At 63.1% G+C, this 19,932-nt stretch carries 16 protein-coding genes; 6 read left to right on the forward strand and 10 right to left on the reverse strand.

Going from position 1 to position 19,932, the window contains the following annotated elements:
• Window positions 1-492, reverse strand: coding sequence for a hypothetical protein (locus tag VMW12_10635; protein HUZ50170.1), 492 nt, complete (start codon window positions 490-492; stop codon window positions 1-3).
• Between the two features lie 123 nt (window positions 493-615).
• On the opposite strand from VMW12_10635, the gene VMW12_10640 reads away from it, so the two are divergent.
• From VMW12_10640 to VMW12_10650, 3 genes are read left to right on the forward strand one after another with little or no spacing between them, the layout of a single operon-like run.
• Window positions 616-2,898, forward strand: a complete 2,283-nt coding sequence (locus VMW12_10640; GenBank protein ID HUZ50171.1) for an HAD-IC family P-type ATPase — start codon at window positions 616-618, stop codon at window positions 2,896-2,898.
• 15 nt (window positions 2,899-2,913) lie between these two features.
• A complete protein-coding gene (locus tag VMW12_10645; protein HUZ50172.1) occupies window positions 2,914-5,301 on the forward strand; it encodes a phosphoketolase family protein in 2,388 nt (795 codons plus the stop codon).
• Entirely contained in the window at window positions 5,298-6,401 is a 1,104-nt protein-coding gene (locus VMW12_10650; GenBank protein ID HUZ50173.1) for a hypothetical protein, read from the forward strand. Before VMW12_10645 ends, VMW12_10650 begins: the two co-directional genes overlap by 4 nt.
• On the opposite strand, the gene VMW12_10655 is transcribed toward VMW12_10650, so the two are convergent.
• From VMW12_10655 to argF, 8 genes are read right to left on the reverse strand one after another with little or no spacing between them, the layout of a single operon-like run.
• Window positions 6,398-6,685, reverse strand: a complete 288-nt coding sequence (locus VMW12_10655; GenBank protein HUZ50174.1) for a DUF6496 domain-containing protein — start codon at window positions 6,683-6,685, stop codon at window positions 6,398-6,400. The two genes, VMW12_10650 and VMW12_10655, sit on opposite strands and share 4 nt — an antisense overlap.
• A gap of 4 nt (window positions 6,686-6,689) precedes the next feature.
• Window positions 6,690-7,916, reverse strand: coding sequence for an aspartate aminotransferase family protein (locus VMW12_10660; GenBank protein HUZ50175.1), 1,227 nt, complete (start codon window positions 7,914-7,916; stop codon window positions 6,690-6,692).
• Window positions 7,913-9,136 (reverse strand): bifunctional glutamate N-acetyltransferase/amino-acid acetyltransferase ArgJ, encoded by a 1,224-nt coding sequence (gene argJ / locus VMW12_10665; protein ID HUZ50176.1) that lies wholly within the window; start codon window positions 9,134-9,136, stop codon window positions 7,913-7,915. Before argJ ends, VMW12_10660 begins: the two co-directional genes overlap by 4 nt.
• Window positions 9,114-10,103 carry an N-acetyl-gamma-glutamyl-phosphate reductase gene (argC, locus tag VMW12_10670; protein HUZ50177.1) on the reverse strand — a complete coding sequence of 330 codons (990 nt, stop codon included), beginning with the start codon at window positions 10,101-10,103 and terminating at the stop codon, window positions 9,114-9,116. The genes argJ and argC overlap by 23 nt, the downstream gene beginning before the upstream one ends.
• The gene (argH, locus tag VMW12_10675; protein HUZ50178.1) at window positions 10,100-11,539 is read right to left on the reverse strand and encodes an argininosuccinate lyase; all 1,440 of its coding nucleotides are present in this window, start codon (window positions 11,537-11,539) and stop codon (window positions 10,100-10,102) included. The genes argC and argH overlap by 4 nt, the downstream gene beginning before the upstream one ends.
• A complete protein-coding gene (locus tag VMW12_10680) occupies window positions 11,536-12,786 on the reverse strand; it encodes an argininosuccinate synthase (protein ID HUZ50179.1) in 1,251 nt (416 codons plus the stop codon). The genes argH and VMW12_10680 overlap by 4 nt, the downstream gene beginning before the upstream one ends.
• Window positions 12,783-13,256, reverse strand: a complete 474-nt coding sequence (gene argR / locus VMW12_10685) for an arginine repressor (GenBank protein HUZ50180.1) — start codon at window positions 13,254-13,256, stop codon at window positions 12,783-12,785. Before argR ends, VMW12_10680 begins: the two co-directional genes overlap by 4 nt.
• On the reverse strand, window positions 13,253-14,401 hold the full coding sequence (gene argF, locus VMW12_10690) for an ornithine carbamoyltransferase (GenBank protein ID HUZ50181.1): 1,149 nt from the start codon (window positions 14,399-14,401) through the stop codon (window positions 13,253-13,255). The genes argR and argF overlap by 4 nt, the downstream gene beginning before the upstream one ends.
• Between argF and argB the strand changes: the two genes are divergently transcribed.
• Window positions 14,295-15,086, forward strand: a complete 792-nt coding sequence (gene argB / locus VMW12_10695) for an acetylglutamate kinase (protein HUZ50182.1) — start codon at window positions 14,295-14,297, stop codon at window positions 15,084-15,086. The genes argF and argB overlap by 107 nt on opposite strands.
• A 243-nt stretch (window positions 15,087-15,329) precedes the next feature.
• On the opposite strand, the gene VMW12_10700 is transcribed toward argB, so the two are convergent.
• A complete protein-coding gene (locus VMW12_10700) occupies window positions 15,330-17,954 on the reverse strand; it encodes an EAL domain-containing protein (GenBank protein ID HUZ50183.1) in 2,625 nt (874 codons plus the stop codon).
• 126 nt (window positions 17,955-18,080) lie between these two features.
• Here VMW12_10700 and VMW12_10705 point away from each other — a divergent pair, with 126 nt between their 5' ends.
• Together VMW12_10705 and VMW12_10710 are read left to right on the forward strand one after the other, a co-directional pair.
• Entirely contained in the window at window positions 18,081-19,556 is a 1,476-nt protein-coding gene (locus tag VMW12_10705; protein ID HUZ50184.1) for a methyl-accepting chemotaxis protein, read from the forward strand.
• A 12-nt stretch (window positions 19,557-19,568) separates the two neighbouring features.
• Window positions 19,569-19,931 carry a response regulator gene (locus tag VMW12_10710; protein HUZ50185.1) on the forward strand — a complete coding sequence of 121 codons (363 nt, stop codon included), beginning with the start codon at window positions 19,569-19,571 and terminating at the stop codon, window positions 19,929-19,931.
• Window position 19,932: the final 1 nt, after the last annotated feature.

The raw sequence follows: 19,932 nt of genomic DNA on the forward strand, positions 1-19,932 counted from the left end.
CTACTCCTTAGGGGTCGACCGCGGCTTAGCGTGTTCGCTTTCACGGTATTCCTTCTCGATGTCGTCGCCGAGCTTGCGCAGCAGCTCTCTGGCGGTTGCCGATGCGATACGCGAGCCGACCACCGTATCGAACACTTCGCCAACCGCGCCCAGAGGTGGTTCGTAGGTCCCCACCAATTCGAGGATCGCCGTCTTGTACGTGTCGTCCGCCCGGACGGTGAGGACGCCGTCGAAATCCGGATACAGCCCCCCGCCCTTGGGGTGCCAATGCACGCTCCAGGGTTGGTCGAAATGCATGGGGTCGATCGCAGCCGCAAACGTCACGACCACTTCCTTGCTCATTCCGGCGCCCGGGGTTGCCGCTTCCGAGAGCGCCAAAAGCACTACCTGCGGTTGCCCCGAACTCGCGGACGGCTGCAAAGTTTTCGCCAAAATATCTTGGGCGCGGTTGTACGGGCACGCGATGTGGCGCTTCTGATACAAGCTGGACATGGTACGATTATGACGATTGTCTGAGAAGGTTCAAGGAACGGCCATTCCCGGAACCTTCGTTGGCCCGTGTGAAGATGGACCGGCCGATCGAAATCAGTCTGGAGCGATGAGAATGCGGCGAACATGGCGTTGCAGAACGGGCTAACGAGCGCGCAGGCGCGCGCGGCACTCGCAAGAGAGGGCCCCAACGAGATCGCGGCGATACGCGTCCCTGCGATTCTGGATTTATTACGCAAGTTTTGGTCGCCGATTCCATGGTTGCTCGAAGGCGCGATTCTTCTATCCATAGCCGCGGGCCGCGATAAAGATGCCATCGCGATCGCCTTCCTGCTGTTTTTCAACGTCGTTCTCGCTTTTCTCCAAGAGCGGCGCGCGCATCGCGCGGTCGCGTTGCTTCACGCCGCCCTCGTCGTCCATGCCAAAGTGCTGCGGGACGGTGCGTGGACGACCCTCGCATCCCGCGAGGTCGTCCCGGGTGACGTCGTCCGGCTCGTCGTCGGCGATATGGTTCCGGCCGACATCCAACTGAGCGCCGGCGACGTGCAAATCGACCAAGCCGTACTCACGGGCGAATCGATCCCCCGCGACGCCGGTGCATCCGAGACGATCTATGCCGGATCGACCGTTAGACGCGGCGATGCAACCGGCGTCGTTGTAGCGACCGGCCCCCGAACCCGCTTTGGAAAAACCGCCGAGCTCGTGCGCGATGCCCGCGCCGTTGGGAGCATCGAACGCCTGATCTTCGGCATCGTACGGTCGCTCGCGATCGTGAGCGTCGCCGTCGTCGTTGTCGTGGGCATTGCAGCGTACGCAATACACGTTACGCTAGCCGAGATTCTCAACTTCGCGCTGGTCGTCGTCTTAGCATCGATTCCGGTCGCTCTCCCGACGGCGTTCACGCTTGCGACGGCCCTGGGATCGCTGGAACTCGCGCGCTGCGGCGTCCTGGTTACGCATTTGACGGCGATCGAAGATGCCGCCTCAATGGACGTCTTGTGCGCGGATAAAACCGGCACGCTGACCGATAACCGCATCAGAGTGGCCGACGTCCGCGCGTGCGCGCCGTACGACCGCGACGACGTCTTACGCTTCGCGGCCGCCGCATCGGAGGCATCCGGGCAGGACCCCATCGATCTGGCGATCCTCGCTGCAGCAGCCGAAAGCGCAGCGCCCGACAAGGCGCTGGCCATCGAGCGATTCGTGCCGTTCGATCCACAGACGAAGCGCGCGAGCGCGACCGTTCAACTCGCCGGGGGGACGTTCGCGATGGTGGAAAAGGGAGCGCCGGTCGCACTCGGGGTCGCGTTCGCGCAAGCTGCCGCGTTGGCAGGCTCGGGCTATCGCGTCATCGGCGTCACGGTTACGAGCGGTGGGCAAACCTTACCGGTAGGCTTGCTGGGCCTCGCCGATCCTCCGCGTTCGGATGCGGCCGAACTCGTACGCGATATCCGCGCGCGCGGGGTCGAAGTGCGGATGCTGACCGGCGACGCGCGCGAGACCGCGCTCCACGTTGCGGCACAAGTCGGCATCCCGCCCGAATCCGTCGATGCGTCGATCTATCCGGAGCAGAAGCTCCAGATCGTGCAACGGGAGCAGGCCGCCGGGCACGTCGTCGGCATGACCGGCGACGGGGTGAACGACGCTCCGTCGCTCAAGGCCGCCAACGTCGGCATCGCCGTCTCCAACGCCACCGATATCGCCAAAGCCGCTGCGAGTATCATCTTGACGCAGCCTGGCCTCGCGAACGTGCGCAACGCCATCGACTCCAGCCGGCGTATCTATCAGCGCATGTTGACCTATGTCGTCGCCAAAATCGTGAAATATTTCGAAATCGTATTGGTAACCAGCATAGGTTTCTTCATCTTTCGCCACTTCGTGCTCTCCGCAACATTGATGGTCGCGTTGATGGTGTTCAACGATTTCGTGACGCTCTCTCTTTCCAGCGATCGCGTCGCACCGTCACGGGGTTTCGATGCTTGGCACGTGAGTCGCCTGGTGACGGCCTCCGCTACCATCGGCATCTTCACCTCTGCCGCGATTCTAGCGTTACTGATGTACGAACGGTCGACGGCCCGTCTGGACCTAGCCTCACTACGCGGCCTGGCGTTTTTCGCTCTAGCCTGCATGGGCCAAGTCGCGATCCTGGCTTTACGAGAACGAGACGCGATCTTCAAGGAACCTCCATCGGCGTTTCTCGTCGGAAGCGCGGTGCTCGCGATTGCCGGGGTGTCCTGGATGGCGCTACGCGGAGCGCTGATGCCCCCGTTACCGCCCGCCGTTGTAGCGCAAGCGCTGATCGCTATTGCGATCTGGGGTTTGCTGTTGTTGCTGGTAAAGCTTCCGATCTACCGTTTGTTCGGAGTCGGTCGCGACGTCACTCCCCTCATCGCTTCACATACAGCCTAAAACGCGAGGTTTAGCATGCAGACTCACGCCGATACGCCGACGACACCCTTGAGCCAAGACGAACTCCAACGCGTCGATGCTTATTGGCGCGCGGCGAATTATCTCAGCATCGGGCAGATCTATCTTCTCGACAATCCTCTGTTGCGGGAGCCTTTACGGATCGAACACATCAAGAAGCGGCTCCTGGGCCATTGGGGCACTTCGCCGGGACTCAACTTAGTCTACGCCCATATGAACCGGCTCATTGGGCGCAACGATCTCAACGCGATCTTCATCGCCGGACCGGGGCACGGCGGGCCCGCCGTGGTTGCCAACGCGTATCTCGAAGGCACCTACACCGAGCGTTACGCCCACATTTCGCAAGACGAATCGGGCATGCAGCGGCTCTTCAAGCAGTTCTCCTTTCCCGGCGGCATTCCGAGCCACGCGTCGCCGGATGCGCCCGGATCGATCCACGAAGGTGGCGAGCTTGGCTACAGTCTGCTTCATGCGTACGGCGCAGCTTTCGACAATCCGGACTTATTCGTATGCTGCGTCATCGGCGACGGCGAAGCGGAGACGGGCGCCCTTGCGACCAGTTGGCACGGCAACAAATTCCTCAACCCCGTGCACGATGGCGCGGTCTTACCGATCCTGCATCTCAACGGCTATAAACTTGCCGGCCCAACGGTCTTGGCGCGTATCGATGAGGACGAATTGCTCTCGCTCCTGCGCGGGTACGGATACGAACCGCAGCTCGTCGCCGGCGACGACCCGGCGCTCGTGCATCAAGCCTTGGCAGCGGCGCTCGACGCGGCCGTGCTGCGGATACGCGGCATTCAATCCGACGCACGCGCGCACGGCTTCTCGGCAAGGCCGCGATGGCCCGCGATCGTACTGCGGACTCCTAAGGGCTGGACGGGCCCGAAATACGTTGACGGCTTGCAGATCGAAGGGACGTTCCGCGCGCATCAGATTCCCATCGGGGACTTCGAACACAAGCCCGAGCATCTCGCGCAGTTCGAAGCATGGATGCGTTCCTATCGACCCCAAGAGTTATTCGACCAGGACGGGCGGTTGCGTCCCGATATCGCGCGCTTGGCGCCGTCGGCGGATCGCCGCATGAGTGCCAACCCGCACGCCAACGGCGGGGAATTGCTCGTCCCGCTCGCTCTTCCCGACTTTCGGAACTATGCGGTGACCGTTGAAAAACCCGGCAATAGCGTGGCTGAGTCCACGCGCGTCGCCGGACTGTTCCTGCGCGATACGATCCGCGCGAACCCGACGACCTTCCGCATATTTGCTCCCGACGAGACCGCCTCGAATCGTCTCGATGCGCTCTTTGAGATTACCGATCGTTGTTCGACGGCGCACATCATTCCCATCGACGACCACGTCGGCCCGGACGGGCGGGTCATGGAGATCCTGAGCGAGCACAGCGTACAAGGCTGGCTCGAAGGGTATCTCCTCACTGGGAGGCACGGGCTCTTGACGTCGTACGAAGCGTTCGTGCACGTCGTCGACTCGATGTTCAACCAGCATGCAAAGTGGATCGACGCCGCCAATGCCATCGCGTGGCGAGCGCCGATCGCATCGTTCAACTACTTGCTGACATCGCACGTATGGCGCCAGGATCACAACGGCTTTACGCATCAAGATCCCGGCTTTCTCGATGTAGTGATGAACAAGTCGGCGAGCGTCGTGCGCGTCTATCTGCCGCCCGATGCCAACACCCTGCTCTCCGTGACGGATCACTGCTTGCGCAGCAGCAACTACATCAACGTCGTCGTCGCGGGCAAACAGCCCGAGCTTCAGTGGCTGGGAATGGAGGCGGCCGTCGCCCACTGCACGGAAGGGGTGGGCATCTGGACGTGGGCCAGCAACGACGAGGGCGTGGAGCCCGACGTCGTTATGGCATGCGCGGGAGACGTCCCCACGCTCGAAACGCTTGCGGCGGTGGATTTCTTGCGCACGCACGTTCCCGAGATGCGCATCCGCGTCGTCAACGTCGTCGATCTCATGCGCCTTCAGCCGCAAAGCGCGCATCCGCACGGCATGACCGACCGCGACTTCGATTCGATTTTCACCACCGACAAGCCGGTGATCTTTGCCTTTCACGGGTATCCATGGCTGGTTCATCGGCTCACCTATCGCCGCACCAATCACGACAATCTGCACGTACACGGTTATAAGGAGAAAGGCACGACGACCACGCCGTTCGACATGACGGTCCTCAACGAACTCGATCGCTTTCACTTGGCGGGCGATGCCATCGACCGCGTCGCGCGCCTGCAAGAACGCAGCGCGCATGCGAAACAGTTGATTCGCGACCGGCTCGTAGAGCATCGCAACTATATCACGACGTTCGGAGACGATCTGCCGGAGGTGAAAAACTGGACGTGGTCCCGGGCCGAAGCACCTTGAACGTCTTGACGTTGAACTCGGGTTCGTCGTCGCTGAAATACCGAGTTTACGCGACCGACGCCACCGCTACACGGCGCGCCACAAGCTGGAACGACCGCCGGACCCCGGATCTCGGCGCCGCGTCCGCAGCAGCGAGCGCCGCCGCCGCGGACGCCATCGCCGGCGACGTGCCCATCGACGCGGTGGGATATCGCGTCGTATTCGGCGGGCCCGACGACCGCCCGGCTCTGGTAACCGCGGCGCTCATCGAGCGCCTGACACAACTCGCCTCGTACGATCCGCTGCATATGCCCGGTGCCCTGGCCGGCATTATAGCCGCGCGCAACGCGTTTCCATCGATCCCGCACGTCGTCTGCTTCGATACGATGTTCTTTCGCGACATGCCGCAGATCGCGCAGCAAATCGCGATACCCACGGACGAAGACCCTTATCTGCGACGCTACGGCTTTCACGGACTTTCGTACGAATATCTGCGCACCGCAATCGGCGCCGCACTTCCCGGCCGCAGCATCTTCGCACACCTCGGAAGCGGGGTAAGTCTGGCGGCGCTGCGCGACGGAAAACCGGTCGAAACCACCATGGGTTTCAGCCCGATGGGCGGCGTCATCATGGCAACTCGCCCGGGTGATATCGACCCGGGGCTGCTCCTCTACCTCATTGAAAAACGCGGGCTCGACATCGCTTCGCTGCGATCCATGCTTGAGGAACGCAGCGGCATCGCGGCGATCTCCGGCGGCGAAGGAAACGTGCAAACGCTGATCGAGCGACGCGGAGACGAACGCGCGACGCTCGCCGTCGAGAGCTTTGTGCGAAGCGTCGCCAAGGCGGTCGGGGGCCTCGCCACGGTATTACAGGGGCTCGATTTGCTCGTCTTTACCGGAGGCATCGGCGAGCACCTAGCACCGCTCCGAGCGGCTATAGCTCGACCGTTGGGTCACCTCGGCGTCGAGATCGACGACGCGCTGAACGCGGCGGGATCGGGCACGATCTCCGCGGCCTCTTCGAAAGTTAGCGTGCGCGTGGTCCCCACGGATGAGAATGCCGTGATCGCTCGCTTGTCATACGACCTTCTCTGCGGGTCGGTCGACGGCCGGCACTAGCTCTTTTTTGCGCGAGGCACCTTGGCGCCGGATTTGCGCGCCTCTTCCAAGCCGATCGCTACGGCCTGGTCGCGGCTGGTCACGGGTTTTCCGGAGCCGCCGCTCTTGAGGGTTCCTTCGTGCATCTCGTGCATCGCGCGTTCGACCTTTTCCGCGGCTTTCGGCCCGTATTTCCGGGTCGTCTTCTTCCGGGACGTTGCCTGCTTTCGGGATGTCGTCTTCTTGCGTGCGGTCGTCTTGCGCGTCGTTTTTTTGCCGGTTGTCTTTTTGCGGAGTACGGCCATGGCTCTATCCTCCAGGAACGGTTTCCATGCTGGTACCCGCCATGGTTTCAGCGCAAACTCTCAACGCGGCAAGCACGCGATCCACGTGCGCGCGCGTCGCGATGAGGGGCGGCGCAAAGCGCAGCGTGTTCCCGCCCGCGGTTCCGGCCAGTACCCCGCGCTCGCGTAACGCGGCAACGAGGTTCCCGACTTCATGCGGCTCGTGCACCGGCAACCCGAGCAATAGCCCCATGCCTCGCGGCGTTCCGAATACCGGCGAGTACTCGACCGACAGCTCTTGCAGGCCTTCTTTGAACGTTGCCGCCACGTCTCGTACGTGCTCCTCGAGGCCCACTTGATCGCGCACGCGTAAATGCGCGATCGCCGCGGCGGCGCTCACGGGCGATCCTCCGAAAGTGGAGCCATGATCGCCCGGTTGCAGGCCGCTCGCCGCGCGCTCCGCCACCAGCATCGCACCGATCGGAAGCCCGTTCGCCAACGCCTTCGCCATCGTCACCACGTCGGGCACGACGTCGAACGCTTCAAACGCAAAGAGCGGCCCGAGGCGACCCATTCCACATTGAATCTCATCGAAGATCAACAGCGCGCCGCGCTCGTCGCACAACTGCCGCGCCGCTCGCAGAAACTCGGGGTCGGCGGGATGCACGCCGCTTTCACCCTGCACGGGCTCGACGATGAATGCCGCGACGTTCGCATCGAGATTTCGCTCCAGCGCCGCGATGTCGTTGAACGGCGTAAACGCAAATCCGCCCGGCATCGGTCCAAATCCAACTTTGTACGCATCGTTCGCGGTCGCCGCGAGCGCACCGAGCGTACGTCCGTGAAACGAACCGCTACACGACAGAATCGTCGTCCGTTCCGGCTCCCCGTTGCGATAGGCGAGTTTGCGCGCGAGCTTGATCGCGGCCTCATTCGCCTCGGTGCCCGAGTTGCAGAAAAACGCCCGCGCTAAACCCGACCGCTCGACCAGCGTGCGGGCCAGCGTGCCCGATGGTTCGTGATGGTAGAGATTGCTCGTGTGCACGAGGGTGTTGGCCTGCTCGGCAACCGCATCGGCGATGGCCGGGTGCGCGTGTCCGAGCGCGCACACCGCGATGCCCGCGATAAAATCGAGGTACCGGTTTCCCTGCGCATCGATCAATTCACAGCCTTCGCCGCGCACGAACGTGACCGGAGCGCGGTTGTAAGTCGCCAGCAGAGCATCGTTCGCCGTCAGCATAGCCTCGCTCATGTCCGGTAGCTCGCGTTGATGCGCACGTAGTCGCGCGAAAGATCGCATCCCCACGCGGTCGCGCGTGCATCGCCGACGCCAAGTTGCAGTTCGACGACGATCTCGTGCAGTTCGAGTTCGCGGTGCGCCTCTGCCTCGGAGAGCGCTTCGATCGCGCCGCGCTCCACCCAGGTTTTTCCATTCAGCAGCAGCGACCACGTATCCGGATCGAGCCCCACGCGGGCCGCTCCGGCGGCCGCGATCATGCGCCCCCAGTTGGGATCCTCCCCGAACAGCGCCGTCTTCACGAGATTACTATTGATGACCGCGCGTGCAACCGCGCGGGCCTGCGACGTGTCGCGCGCACCGGTCACGTGCATCGTGAGCGTCTTGGTCGCGCCCTCACCGTCGGCCACCATCGCTTGCGCTAAATCCAAGCATACCTGTCGCAGCGCGCGTCCAAAAGCCGGCGGCGGAGCGTCGGTGCCCACCGGTGCGAACGCATACGTGGCATCGTTGGTCGACATATCACCATCTACCGAGATCATATTGAAACTCTCGTCCACGCATGCGAGCAGTTCGGCTTGCAGCGCGGCACGCGACATCGGTACGTCGGTCGCGATAAACGCAAGCATCGTGGCCATGTTCGGCGCGATCATTCCCGAGCCCTTAGCGATGCCGCCCACGACGTGCTTCTTCCCGCCGTGATAGAACGAGTATGCGGAAAGCTTCGGCACGCGATCGGTCGTCATGATCGCCTCGGCCGCATCGTGGCTGGATTTTCCGCCGTTCTCCAATTGCGCGACACAGCGCTCGAGCCCGCGCTGCAGGCGATCCATCGGCAACGGCACGCCGATCACACCCGTCGATGCCACCACCACCTCGGTCGGTGCGATATCCAGCAGGGCAGCCGCTTGGCGTGCCGTCGCGCGAGCGTCGCGGTCACCTCGCTCGCCGGTGCAGGCGTTCGCGCAGCCCGAATTGCAGACCAGCGCGCGCATCGAGTCGCCCGAAGCTGCCAGGTGCTCCGCGCTCACCAGCACCGGCGCCGCCTTGATTTCGTTGGTGGTGACCGCAGCCGCGCAAACTTGTGGTTCGTCGAAGGCAATCAACGCCAGGTCTCGCTTGCGCGCTTTGATTCCGGAGTGCACGCCGGCCAAACGAATGCCCGGCACCGCGCCCAGCCCTCCACGCACGGCAACCAGCCGTACGTCGTCTTCAAGCACAAACTGCGCGAGCATGAAATCCCGTCTCCTCCGGATAGCCGAGCATGATGTTCAGATTCTGCACCGCTTGCCCTGCGGCTCCCTTGCCCAGGTTGTCGATCGCGCAGATCACGCGCACGAGGCTCCCTTGCACGTCGATCCGGAGCTCCGCGTCGTTCGTCCCGACGACCGCTGCAACGCTCGGCGTCTGCCCGCTTGCAAGCACCCGAACGAACGGGCTGTTCGCGTACGCTTCGCGATACAACGCGTGCACGGCATCCGCGTCCACGGCATCGTCGAAGACGCAGTATGCATCCACGAGCATGCCGCGCGCGATCGGCACCACGTGCGGCGTAAACGTGAGCGGCGCGTCGAGCGCGTGTTGCGCGAAGATCCGTTCGATCTCGGGCTGATGCCGGTGCCCGTCGAGTCCATAGGCGCGAATATCGCCGGCGACTTCCGCAAAGAGCGCGCCGACGCTCGGATTACGCCCCGCGCCGGTGATCCCGCTCTTCGCATCCACGATGATGCGCTGCAACGTCCCGATACCCGCAACGCCCTCGCGCGCGAGCGTGAGCGGCAAGACCGCAAGCAGCGTCGCCGTTGGGTAGCAACCCGGATTCGCGACCAAGTCCGCATCCAGAATCTGCGCCGCATTCCACTCGCACAGCCCATAGACCGCATCGTCGTCGAACCGAAAATCCGCCGAAAGATCGATCAGGCGCGCTCCGGCAGCCAGCATCGCCGGCGCGATATCGCGCGCCTCGCCATGCCCGCCCGCCGCGATCACGACGTCGCCCGAACCCAAGGCCGCCATCAGGCTGCCGCTCGCGGAGAATCGATAGGGCAGCTTCCGCAGTAATGGAAAATGCTCGGCAACCGTTTGCCCGGCGTGGCTCCGGCTTTCGAGTACGCCCAGCTCCACAAGCGGATGCCCGTCGAGCAACCGAATCGCCTCGGCGGCAGCATACCCGCTGGCTCCCCACACGTGCACGCGCGTCATAGCGCCGCCTCGATCGCATCGATCTCGTCGGTCATCGACTCGATGGCCTCGCGCACGGCCTGCGGCCCGGTCGATCCCGGCGTCACCTTGGCGCGCACGCTGCTGCCGGCCTCGAGCGGCGCCGCCAGGTGTGCGAGATTCGCCTTTCGCGCAAGTTCGGTCAGATCGCCGGCGTCGAGCGCTCGGCCCTGCGCTTCCGCCTCGCGCACGCGTTCGCCGACCAGCGCGTGCGCCGACCGAGCCGAAACGCCCGCGGCGATGAGCGCGTCGGCCACATCCGTGGCAACCGCATATCCGTCGCCGGCGCGAGCGTTCATCGCCGCGGGCACGAAGGTCGTATCGCGCAACGCGATATCGAAGGCTTCGAGCATTCGCGCGCCGCGCTCGACGATCTGCAAGCCCAGGCGCTTGGTTTGCTGTAAATCGCGCTGATATGAGAGCGGCAAACCCGCGAGCGTCCCGAGCGCTCCCGCATACATGCCGTTCAGTTCCGACGCGCCGCCCCGCACTAATTCGAAGGGATCGGGATTGCGTTTCTGCGGCATCAGACTCGAGCCCGTCGACGAGGCATCGCCGAGGCGCACGTAGCCGTACGCCGGGGTCGCCCACACGATGAGATCCGCAGCGATGCGCGATGCGTCGAGCACCACCCGCACGTACGCCTGCGCCACGTCGAGCAAATTGTCGCGCGTGCCTACCGCATCGAGTGCATTGCGCGAGGGCGCCTGGAATCCTAAGCGCTGCGCCGCGGCATGCCGGGCGAGCGGCAGCGTCGATCCCGCCAGCGCGGCCGAACCCAGCGCGCACGAACGGGCGGCATCGTTCGCAACGTCCGCAAACCGCCGCGCGCTCCGCACGAACGGCTCGGCCGCCGCCGACAGCCAGAATGCGAGCGAGACCGGCTGCGCCGGTTGCCAATGCGTCACCGCCGCCAGCAGCGTGCCCTCGACGAATTCCTCGCTCGCCAAGCGCACGAGATGCCGCGCCAGCGCTATCGACGCGGCAGCGCCCGCGCGCGCGCGCTGCCGCGCATAGAGCGAGAGCGTGGTCGCTACCTGATCGTTGCGGCTACGGCCCGCGTGCAGCCAATCGCCGGCGCCATCGTCGCACAGTTCGCGCACTCGCCCGTCGATGGCGCCATGCACGTCCTCCGCACCGCTCGCGCGTGCCCACGCCGCAAAACTGCCGCCCTTCACCTCGCTTGCTACCTGCGCGAGCGCGCGCTGCAGCGATGCCGCCTTCGCTTCATCGACGATCTTTCCGCCGCTCAACGCATCCACGTGCGCTTGCGAACACAGAACGTCGAAGGGCGCCAACACGAGATCGTCTTCCAATGAGGATCCGAAAGCCAACAAGACCGGGTCCGGCGGCTGCTCGAACCTGCCGCCCCACTGCAAGGCAGCGGGGGTAGCGTTCGAGCCGTTCAATCCGCTCATCCGGCCGCGACCGGCGCCTTCAACCGCGCGATCCGATCGAGCGGGAGTCCGTAGAGCCGAATGAATCCATCTGCCGCATGGTGATCGAACGCATCCCCGGCGCCGTACGTTGCCAAGGCTTCGTCATAGAGCGCGAACTCCGAGCGCACGCCGGTGACGGTGACGGCGCCTTGATGCAGGCGCACCCGCACTTCGCCCGCCATTCGCCGGGCAAAACTGGCATTGAAGGCATCGAGCGCATCGCGCAGCGGCGACATCCAAAGCCCGTCGTACGCCAGTTCCGCATACTTTTGATCGCACGTCGCTTTGAAGCGCAGTTCGTCGCGCGTAAGCACCAAACGCTCCAGCGCCTTATGGGCCGCAATCAAAACGCTCGCAGCGGGCGCTTCGTAGACTTCGCGCGATTTCACGCCGATGACGCGGTCCTCAACGATGTCGATGCGTCCGATCCCGTGTTTGCCCGCGAGCACGTTGAGCGCCGCGATCCCATCGATCGCGTTCAACGTTGTGCCGAGCGCGCCGAAGCCGGGTACTCCCGCCGCGAACGTCAGCACGATCTCGTCGGCGGCCTGCGGGCGCGTCTGCGGCGATGCGGTCCACGCGTAAGCATCCTCGGGTGGCTCGTTCCACGGGTCTTCCAACACGCCCGCCTCGATCGAGCGCCCCCAGAGATTCGCATCGATGGAGTACGGCTTGGCCGCGGTATGCGCGATCGGGACGCCGTGCGCCGCGGCGAACGCCATCGCATCCGGCCGAGAAAGCGGCGTCTCGCGGAGCGGTGCACGCACGTGGAGCGAGGGGTCGAGCGCCCGCACCGCCAGCTCTATACGCACCTGGTCGTTGCCTTTCCCCGTGCAACCGTGCGCGACCGTGTCGGCCGAGAAGCGTTGTGCCGTCTCCACCAATAAGGCCGCAATCAGCGGACGCGAAAGCGCGGCCGAGAGCGGATACACGCCCTGATACAACGCATTGGCTTGCAACGCGGGCCACACGTGTTCGTTGACTAACCGATCGCGCGCGTCGACCACCACCGCATCGTACGCGCCTAGCGCCAGCGCCTTCGCGCGCACCGCCTCCAGTTCCGATGCGGGGTTGCCGCTCGCCGACCCGGTCTGGAGCGCGGTCGAAGCGTCGCTCTCGCCGAGATCGGCCGTCATGGCGATCACTTCGTGCCCGTCGAGAATCAATTTCTTGAGCAGCACCGAGGTATCGAGCCCACCTGAGTACGCTAAAACAATCCGGCTCATGCCGCGTTAGTCCCCTTCAGATCGAGAAAACGTTGTTTGATCACGGGCATTTCTTCGGCCGACCGTACGATCACCAGGATCGTATCGTCGCCGCCGACGGTGCCGATAATCTCCGGCCACGCCGCTTCGTCGATGGCCGATGCCACCATCATCGCGCTCCCGGGCGGCGTGCGCAAGACGATGAGGTTCACGCTCCCTTCCGCACCGAGCACCAGCTCCGAAACGACCCGATGCAACCGCGAGACGTAATTCACCGTCGCGCTCGGCACGACGTATTTGAAAAGCGCGTCGTCGTCGCTCTCGGTCTTAATCGGCACCTTGATGAGCCCGAGCTCCTTGATATCGCGCGAAACGGTCGCCTGCGTCACCTCGTAGCCCTGCTTCTCGAGCAGCGCAACGAGTTCGTCTTGCGAATGGATCGGTCGCGTCGCGACCAGGGTGAGGATGGCGCGTTGACGGCGGTCTTTCATACCGGCATTCCCTTACAATCGGTGAGGAGAGCGACAAGCAGCGCCTTCTGCGCGTGCAAACGATTCTCGGCCTGGTCGAAGACGACGCTATGCTCGCCCTCGATCACGCTTTCGGTGACTTCTTCTCCCCGATGCGCGGGGAGACAGTGCATGAAGATGGCATGCGGCTGCGCGTAGCCCAGCAGTTCGTCGGTTACCGCGTACGGGCGCAACATCGCATCGTTGCGTTCGCGATAGCGCTCCTCGCCCATCGACGTCCACACGTCGGTATAGAGTACGTCCGCGCCGCGCACCGCCCGCACCGCACTCGAGAACGCGCGGGCCGACCCGCCAGAGGGTGCGCCGAGCGCCTGCAAGTGCTCCAGGTAGGCTTCGCTCGGCCGATGCGTCGGCGGGCAGCCGAACTGCACCGTCGCGCCGAGCTGCACGGCCGCGACGGCAAGCGAGGCCGCAACGTTGTTCTTGGCATCGCCCAGATATGCGATCCGCAAGCCTTCGACCGAGCCGAAGCGCTCTTGCATGGTGAGCAGATCGGCCAACGCCTGGCACGGATGCGCCGCGGCGGAGAGACCGTTAATCACCGGCACGGTGGATGCGCGAGCGAAACGCTCGAGCGGTTCGTGCGCGTGCGTGCGGACCACGATCGCGTCGACGTATCTCGAGAGCACGCGCGAAACATCTTCGGGCGTTTCGCGGGAGCCGACCATAAATTCGCTGCCCGATGCGAACAGCGTCTCGCCGCCGAGTTGGTTCATCGCCACCTCGAAGGAAACGCGCGTGCGCAGGCTCGGCTTCTCAAACAGCATTGCAAGCGTCCGGCCTCGGGCCAGCGAGCGCTGCTCCGCTAGCGGGAGGGTTTTTAGGTAGGTCGCAAGGCGCAGCACCGAACTCAGCTCGGCCGCGGTCAGATCATCTACCTGGAGGACGTTCCTCCCGCGAAGCGTATTCGCGGGGGATGGCGCTACGGCATACATTGTGTGTATATTTATGCATAGAATGAATGAATATGCAACCCCAGTCGCCTCCGGTCTTCTCGTCGTGAAGTACGGCGGCAACGCCATGGGCGCGGAAGCCTCCGGAGGGGGCGCGGTCTCGGACCCGGTCCTGCGAGAGATCGCAGGCCTCTGGGCGGCGGGAACCCGCATCGTTCTGGTCCATGGCGGCGGCCCGGAGATCGACCGCGCGCTAGCGCAGCGCGGCATCCCCACGCGGCGCATCGACGGGATGCGCGTGACCGACGCCCCGACGCTGGAATCCACTGAAGCCGTCCTCTGCGGCACCATCAATAAGCGCATCGTCCGCGACTGCACCGCACTAGGTATCCCCGCCGCCGGCATCAGCGGCCAAGACGGCAAGACGCTCGTTGCCGGAAAACTGCTGCCCGAGAGCGGCGCCGATCTCGGCTTCGTGGGCGAAGTTGTCGCCTGCGATCCAAAGCTTTTGCACGCGTTGCTCGACGCCGGATTTCTCCCCGTGGTCGCGCCGCTAGCGATCGCCACCGACGCAGCCCACGCCTACAACGTCAACGCCGACCTCGCAGCCGCCGCCATCGCCGGCGCATTGAAAGCGAGCGCCTTCATCCTCATCACCAACGTCCCGCGCGTCCTGCGCGACCCTAGCGACCCAACCAGCGGCATCGACCGCCTCACCATCGCCGAAGCCCGCACCTTTGCAGCGACCGATGCATGCGACGGCGGCATGAAGCCAAAGATGGATGCGGCGATTCGTGCGGTCGCAGACGGCGCGCTTGCGTCATATATCAGCTGCGCCGCCGAAAACGGCATTCGCGCCGCCATCGAGCTTGGAAACGCTACGGTCGTCACACTCTAGCGGCGCCCTTTCGCGCGGCGCTAAGCAAGCCTAATTGACCGGGCATTTGCGGAGCCTGGAATAGCTTGATTTCGCCGATCCACCTAATTCGAGAGCGCTGGACGAGATTGAGAACCAGAGCAGTAAAGCAGATAGACGCGATAACGAACAGCCTCGAATCCGTCGTACTCATTAAAGCAGCCCTTTCACGGGCGTGCCCGGGCGCTACCGGCGATGTGCCGCCCGGCAGCTCCGCCTATCGAATTAGCCCGACCCTTTCGGCGCTGGCGTCAAAAACTGTTCCTCAAACTCAAGTGGCTTCTGCGGAACTCCCAGATAGAAGCCTTGCCCGAAATCGCACTTCAGACCGATCAATCGTTCGAGCACTTCGGCTGATTCAACGCCTTCTGCGACGACGCGCATATCCAGATCGTGAGCGAGTTGCACGACCGAGCGTACCAACGCAAGATCGCGATTATCGACGAGCATACTTCCTACAAAGGATCGGTCGACTTTGACAATGCTGATGGGAAGGGTCCGTAAGAAGGACAGCGAGGAATAGCCAGTACCGAAGTCGTCGACGGCAATTTCGGCGCCTGCGTCCCGCAGAAAAGCGAGCGTCGCCGAAACGCGCTCCGGATCGACGAGAATCGCGCTTTCCGTGAGTTCGACACACAGCGACGAGGCCGGCAATCCGGCCCGTTCGAGAATCCGCAGTATGTCGCGCGCGCTTTCCTGACGCACGAGGTCATTGCTCGAAAAATTGATTGAAAAGCGAAAATCATTCGCAATCTTCGCCCCGCGACGCCAACGATCGAAGCATGCGGCGGCCGTCTCCACGACGTACGTGCCGATGCTCGTGATGATCCCGTTATCTTCCGCTAGTTTTATGAAATCCGCGGGCGGTATCGATCCGAATTGCGCATGGTCCCATCGCAGCAACGCCTCCACCCCCCACAGGGAACGGTCATCACAGCGAAAGATGGGCTGTACTTCAATGCCGAATTCGCCGCGCGAGAGCGCTGCGTGCAACTGCTGCTCCACGGAGAGCTGGTTTGCCATCAGCGTTCGAACCTTGGGAGAAAAAGCGCACAACTGGTTGCCGCCACACCGTTTTGCGTCGAACATCGCGACGTCTGCATTGCGTAGGAGTTCGTGCATGCCATCTTCGCGCGCGGTCGCGAAACCAGCGCTCACGCTGAGGTGAAGCAGGCGTCCCTCCGCAAAGAACGGCCGCTCGAACGCATCGCAAATGCGTTTGGCCAGCATTTCGGCCTCGTTTTCCCGAACGTTCTCGTAAAGCACGGCGAACTCGTCTCCGCCCGTTCGCGCGATCATGTCATACGTCCGAATAATGCTACCGACGCGCTGGGTAACGGCGCATAGAAGCCGGTCGCCCGCGTCGTTCCCGAGAGCATCGTTGATGCTCTTGAAACGATCGATATCGAAGACGATAAGGGCGTTGAGATGATCGTTCATGAGGGTGCCGCGGCGCGCTAGGCGCTCGGTGAGCGCCCGGCGCGTCGCGGCTCCGGTTAGCGGCTCGATACCGCTCGAGTTACTCAGCGCGATTTCCGCCGCGGTACTCCGCAGCGCGATGTGCCTACGGCGAATCGCGCGAGCGAGTTGCATTTCTCCGAATGTCCACGGCCGCGAGTACACGTGCATATTCGCACCAACACACTCAGTCGCGATCGAGCACGCCCGACACTCTACCGGCAGGCTCGCGTCGATCGTTGGTGCGCTCGGCCGGAACCATGCAAGATACTCCTCGCCGCGCGAGGTTAGCGGAAGGATGAGCAGCCCTCCGGACCAGCCATACTTCGACGCTATCTCCGGGTGCTCGATGCCCAGCGACCGGGTCGCGAAGACATCCTCGCCATGCAACGCACAGAGCGCGGCAACGAGTTCGTCGATACCGCCGCTTGCCGGCGCAATGCCCTCGAGCGTTCGGGTTTGGGCATAGCGAGCGGCTGAGCCCGATGCTTGAATGAGCGCCAAAGGCTCTTCGAGCAATTGGGCATCAGCCAAGACGGCCGGAGCATTCCCGTCCTGGCAACTCATCAGCTTGGCGGACACGCCGCCACCGAAAAGTCGACATGCGGCCAACATATCATCGGGCGGGCATGATGCCTGCGAAAGGGCTCCGATGAGCACGCCGTAGAGATTCCCGCTCACAAGGATTGGGATGACCGCGATCGTGTGCGGTGCATACTGTTCGGCGAGGGCTCCGTACCCATTCGCGATCGCCGAACCCGCAGCCAGGGCATCGATATGCCGTTCGATGGTACTCCAGGGGCCGCTCAACGCCGTGGCTTTAGGGCAAAGCGTGAAGCCGCCCGTCTGTTGCAACGAGAAAAGAAACTGCTCGTCGAAGCGCTGCCGCAACGTGCGCAGGCAGATGTCCGGCTTGTCCTCCGAAGCTTCATCCACGAGCCATAAGCGCGTACCGTCGGCATGCCATAGAGAGGCGCGCTCGAATCCCCCGAGCCGGCGAAAAGCCCGCACGGCAGTCGCGCACAGATCCGCCTCAGTATTGCCGAGTCCGCTAAGCGCGGCCTCAACGCGAGCCATCCATACGGGAGAGTCCGCAGCACCGCGCGCGTGGCAAGATTGGTGTACGATGTAGGAGTCGGACGAAATGAGGGCCGCACCGCGCACGGTGTGGTCGTCGGCGTACCGATAAAACTCGCGCTGCTGAGAAATCGCCGCGAGCGCATCCTCGCCGAGTTCCTCAAGAAGCCCCCGCCCCAGGGCGCTGGAAGCATAGTCCGATCCGCAGGTTGCAGTAATCCGCAGACTGCTACGATCGATCACCATAAAACGGTGCGAACACGTACGTCGATCGGCGATATCCGGTACCCGCCTTTCAGGGTTATGCTGTATCATTACCGTATCTACGGAATCTACGGCGTAACGGCAAAAGCGACGATTATCGCCTTGCGGTAACGACCCGGTTACGATATCGCCTCGGGTGGTAGCGCCCGCTTGCCGCAGGACCGAGGACTGAACTATATGGGTATCGCGCTCGCGGCCGTTGCTATAGCTGCCAGTGCAGCTTTGCTGTTTGCATATCGCAAGCACAGACTTGCGGCGAACCGCCATGCCGCGCTGCAAGCCGAATGCGATACATGGCGCGAGCAGGCGCGAGATAGTGAAAAACTCATCGAGCACCTCTCTCTCGCGCTCGCGCGGCCCGGCATTGGCGTGGCCGCTCTGGATTCCGGCAACCTTGTATGGAGTAGCGGCACGTGGCAGGAGCTCTCTGCCCAATACGAGTTTTCACCGTTACTGCTACGGCTACGGGGCTCGACGCGTCCCGAACAGACGGCCTGGGAGTGGTTTGCCGCCGGGGACGAATGCTTCCGCATTCATGCAGTCCGGGACGGTCGTATCCTGTACGTAACGGTCGAGCAATTCAGTGAGGTCGGCCGCTGTGTCACGAATCTCAAGGAAGCGATCGCGACCTGTTTGAGCGGCGGGGCGCATCTTGAGATACCTCATTCCGGCACGCCCTTCGACGCGCTTACGACGGATATCCAACTCTTGGCTCATGCGTTTGCGGCGATTGAAGCCCCGCTCGGGGCATCGAGCGACCCAACACCTACTCTCTATGAAGGATGGAGCGAAGAAATCATCTCGCTCCGCGAAGAATTGCAGCGCATTCGCTCGATCGTCGCCGATGCAGCCCACAAGCTGATTCCCACCTTCGTCGGCCTAGACGAAAAAGTGAAGCGGCAGTTCGAACTCGCCGAGGACCTGCTACGAAACCGCGACGTGACGTCGGCCGGCGCCGAGCAATGCGCGGTCGAGCTATTTTTAGAGCAAATGCGAGAGTCGTTCGAGGGGATCGTCGCGCAACTGCAGAGCAATGCCGTGGTCGTCGGCGAACTGGCGACCCGCATCGATCAACTCAATGCGGGCATTCACGGCGTCGTCGAGTTGTTTGGGGACATCGATCGCATGAGCGATCAGACGAAGATGCTCGCGCTCAATGCGTCCATCGAAGCCGCGCGGGCCGGCAGCGCCGGCAGGGGTTTTGCGGTCGTCGCCAGCGAGGTGCGCAAACTCTCCGAGCGCTCCTCCACGATCACGAAGCAAATGCGCGCAGTCCTCTCACAGCTTGCGGGCGAAGTCGAACGTCACATGCAAAGCCTAAAAGAAAGCGATGAGATGATCGCGCGTTCCTCTCAGGAACGATTCCATGAGGTCATCGAGCAAATGCGTAGCGCCGAACAGATCATCACGCTCTCGCTCGATGAGATGAGCCGTCTTGCCGGAGGCGTTTCCGATGATGTCCGGCAAGCGGTGATTTGTCTGCAGTTTCCCGATCTAGTCATACAACTGCTCGATCATGCCGAAAGTCGAATGACTTCGTTAGAGGCGGGCTTGGCAAGCCCACAGACACATTATAAAGCGATTTTAGGCGAAACCACCTCGCACGCGGTGGCACAGCGAGAGATGACCGCAGGAAGCGTTCATCTCTTCTAATTTGGAGTATGTATGGAACGAACGATTCTAGCGGTTGACGATTCCCCGTCGATCCGGCAAATGGTCGCCTTCACGCTCAAAGCCGAAGGATACGCCGTTACCGAGGCTGCCGATGGAGAGGACGCACTCGCCAAAGCCAAAGAACGCGCCTTTTCGCTCGTGCTAACGGATCAGAATATGCCGAAAATGGATGGGCTCACGCTGATCCGTCGCCTGCGTGAGTTGTCCACCTACAGGAACACGCCGATTCTGATCCTCACCACGGAGTCGGGAACACAGATGAAAGAACAGGGACGTGATGCCGGCGCAACGGGCTGGCTGGTAAAGCCGTTTGACCCCGAGCGTCTGCTGGAAGTCGTACGCAAGGTGCTCTAGC

This window comes from Candidatus Dormiibacterota bacterium (genome assembly GCA_035532835.1).
Taxonomy (GTDB): Bacteria; Vulcanimicrobiota; Vulcanimicrobiia; order Vulcanimicrobiales; family Vulcanimicrobiaceae; genus DAHUXY01.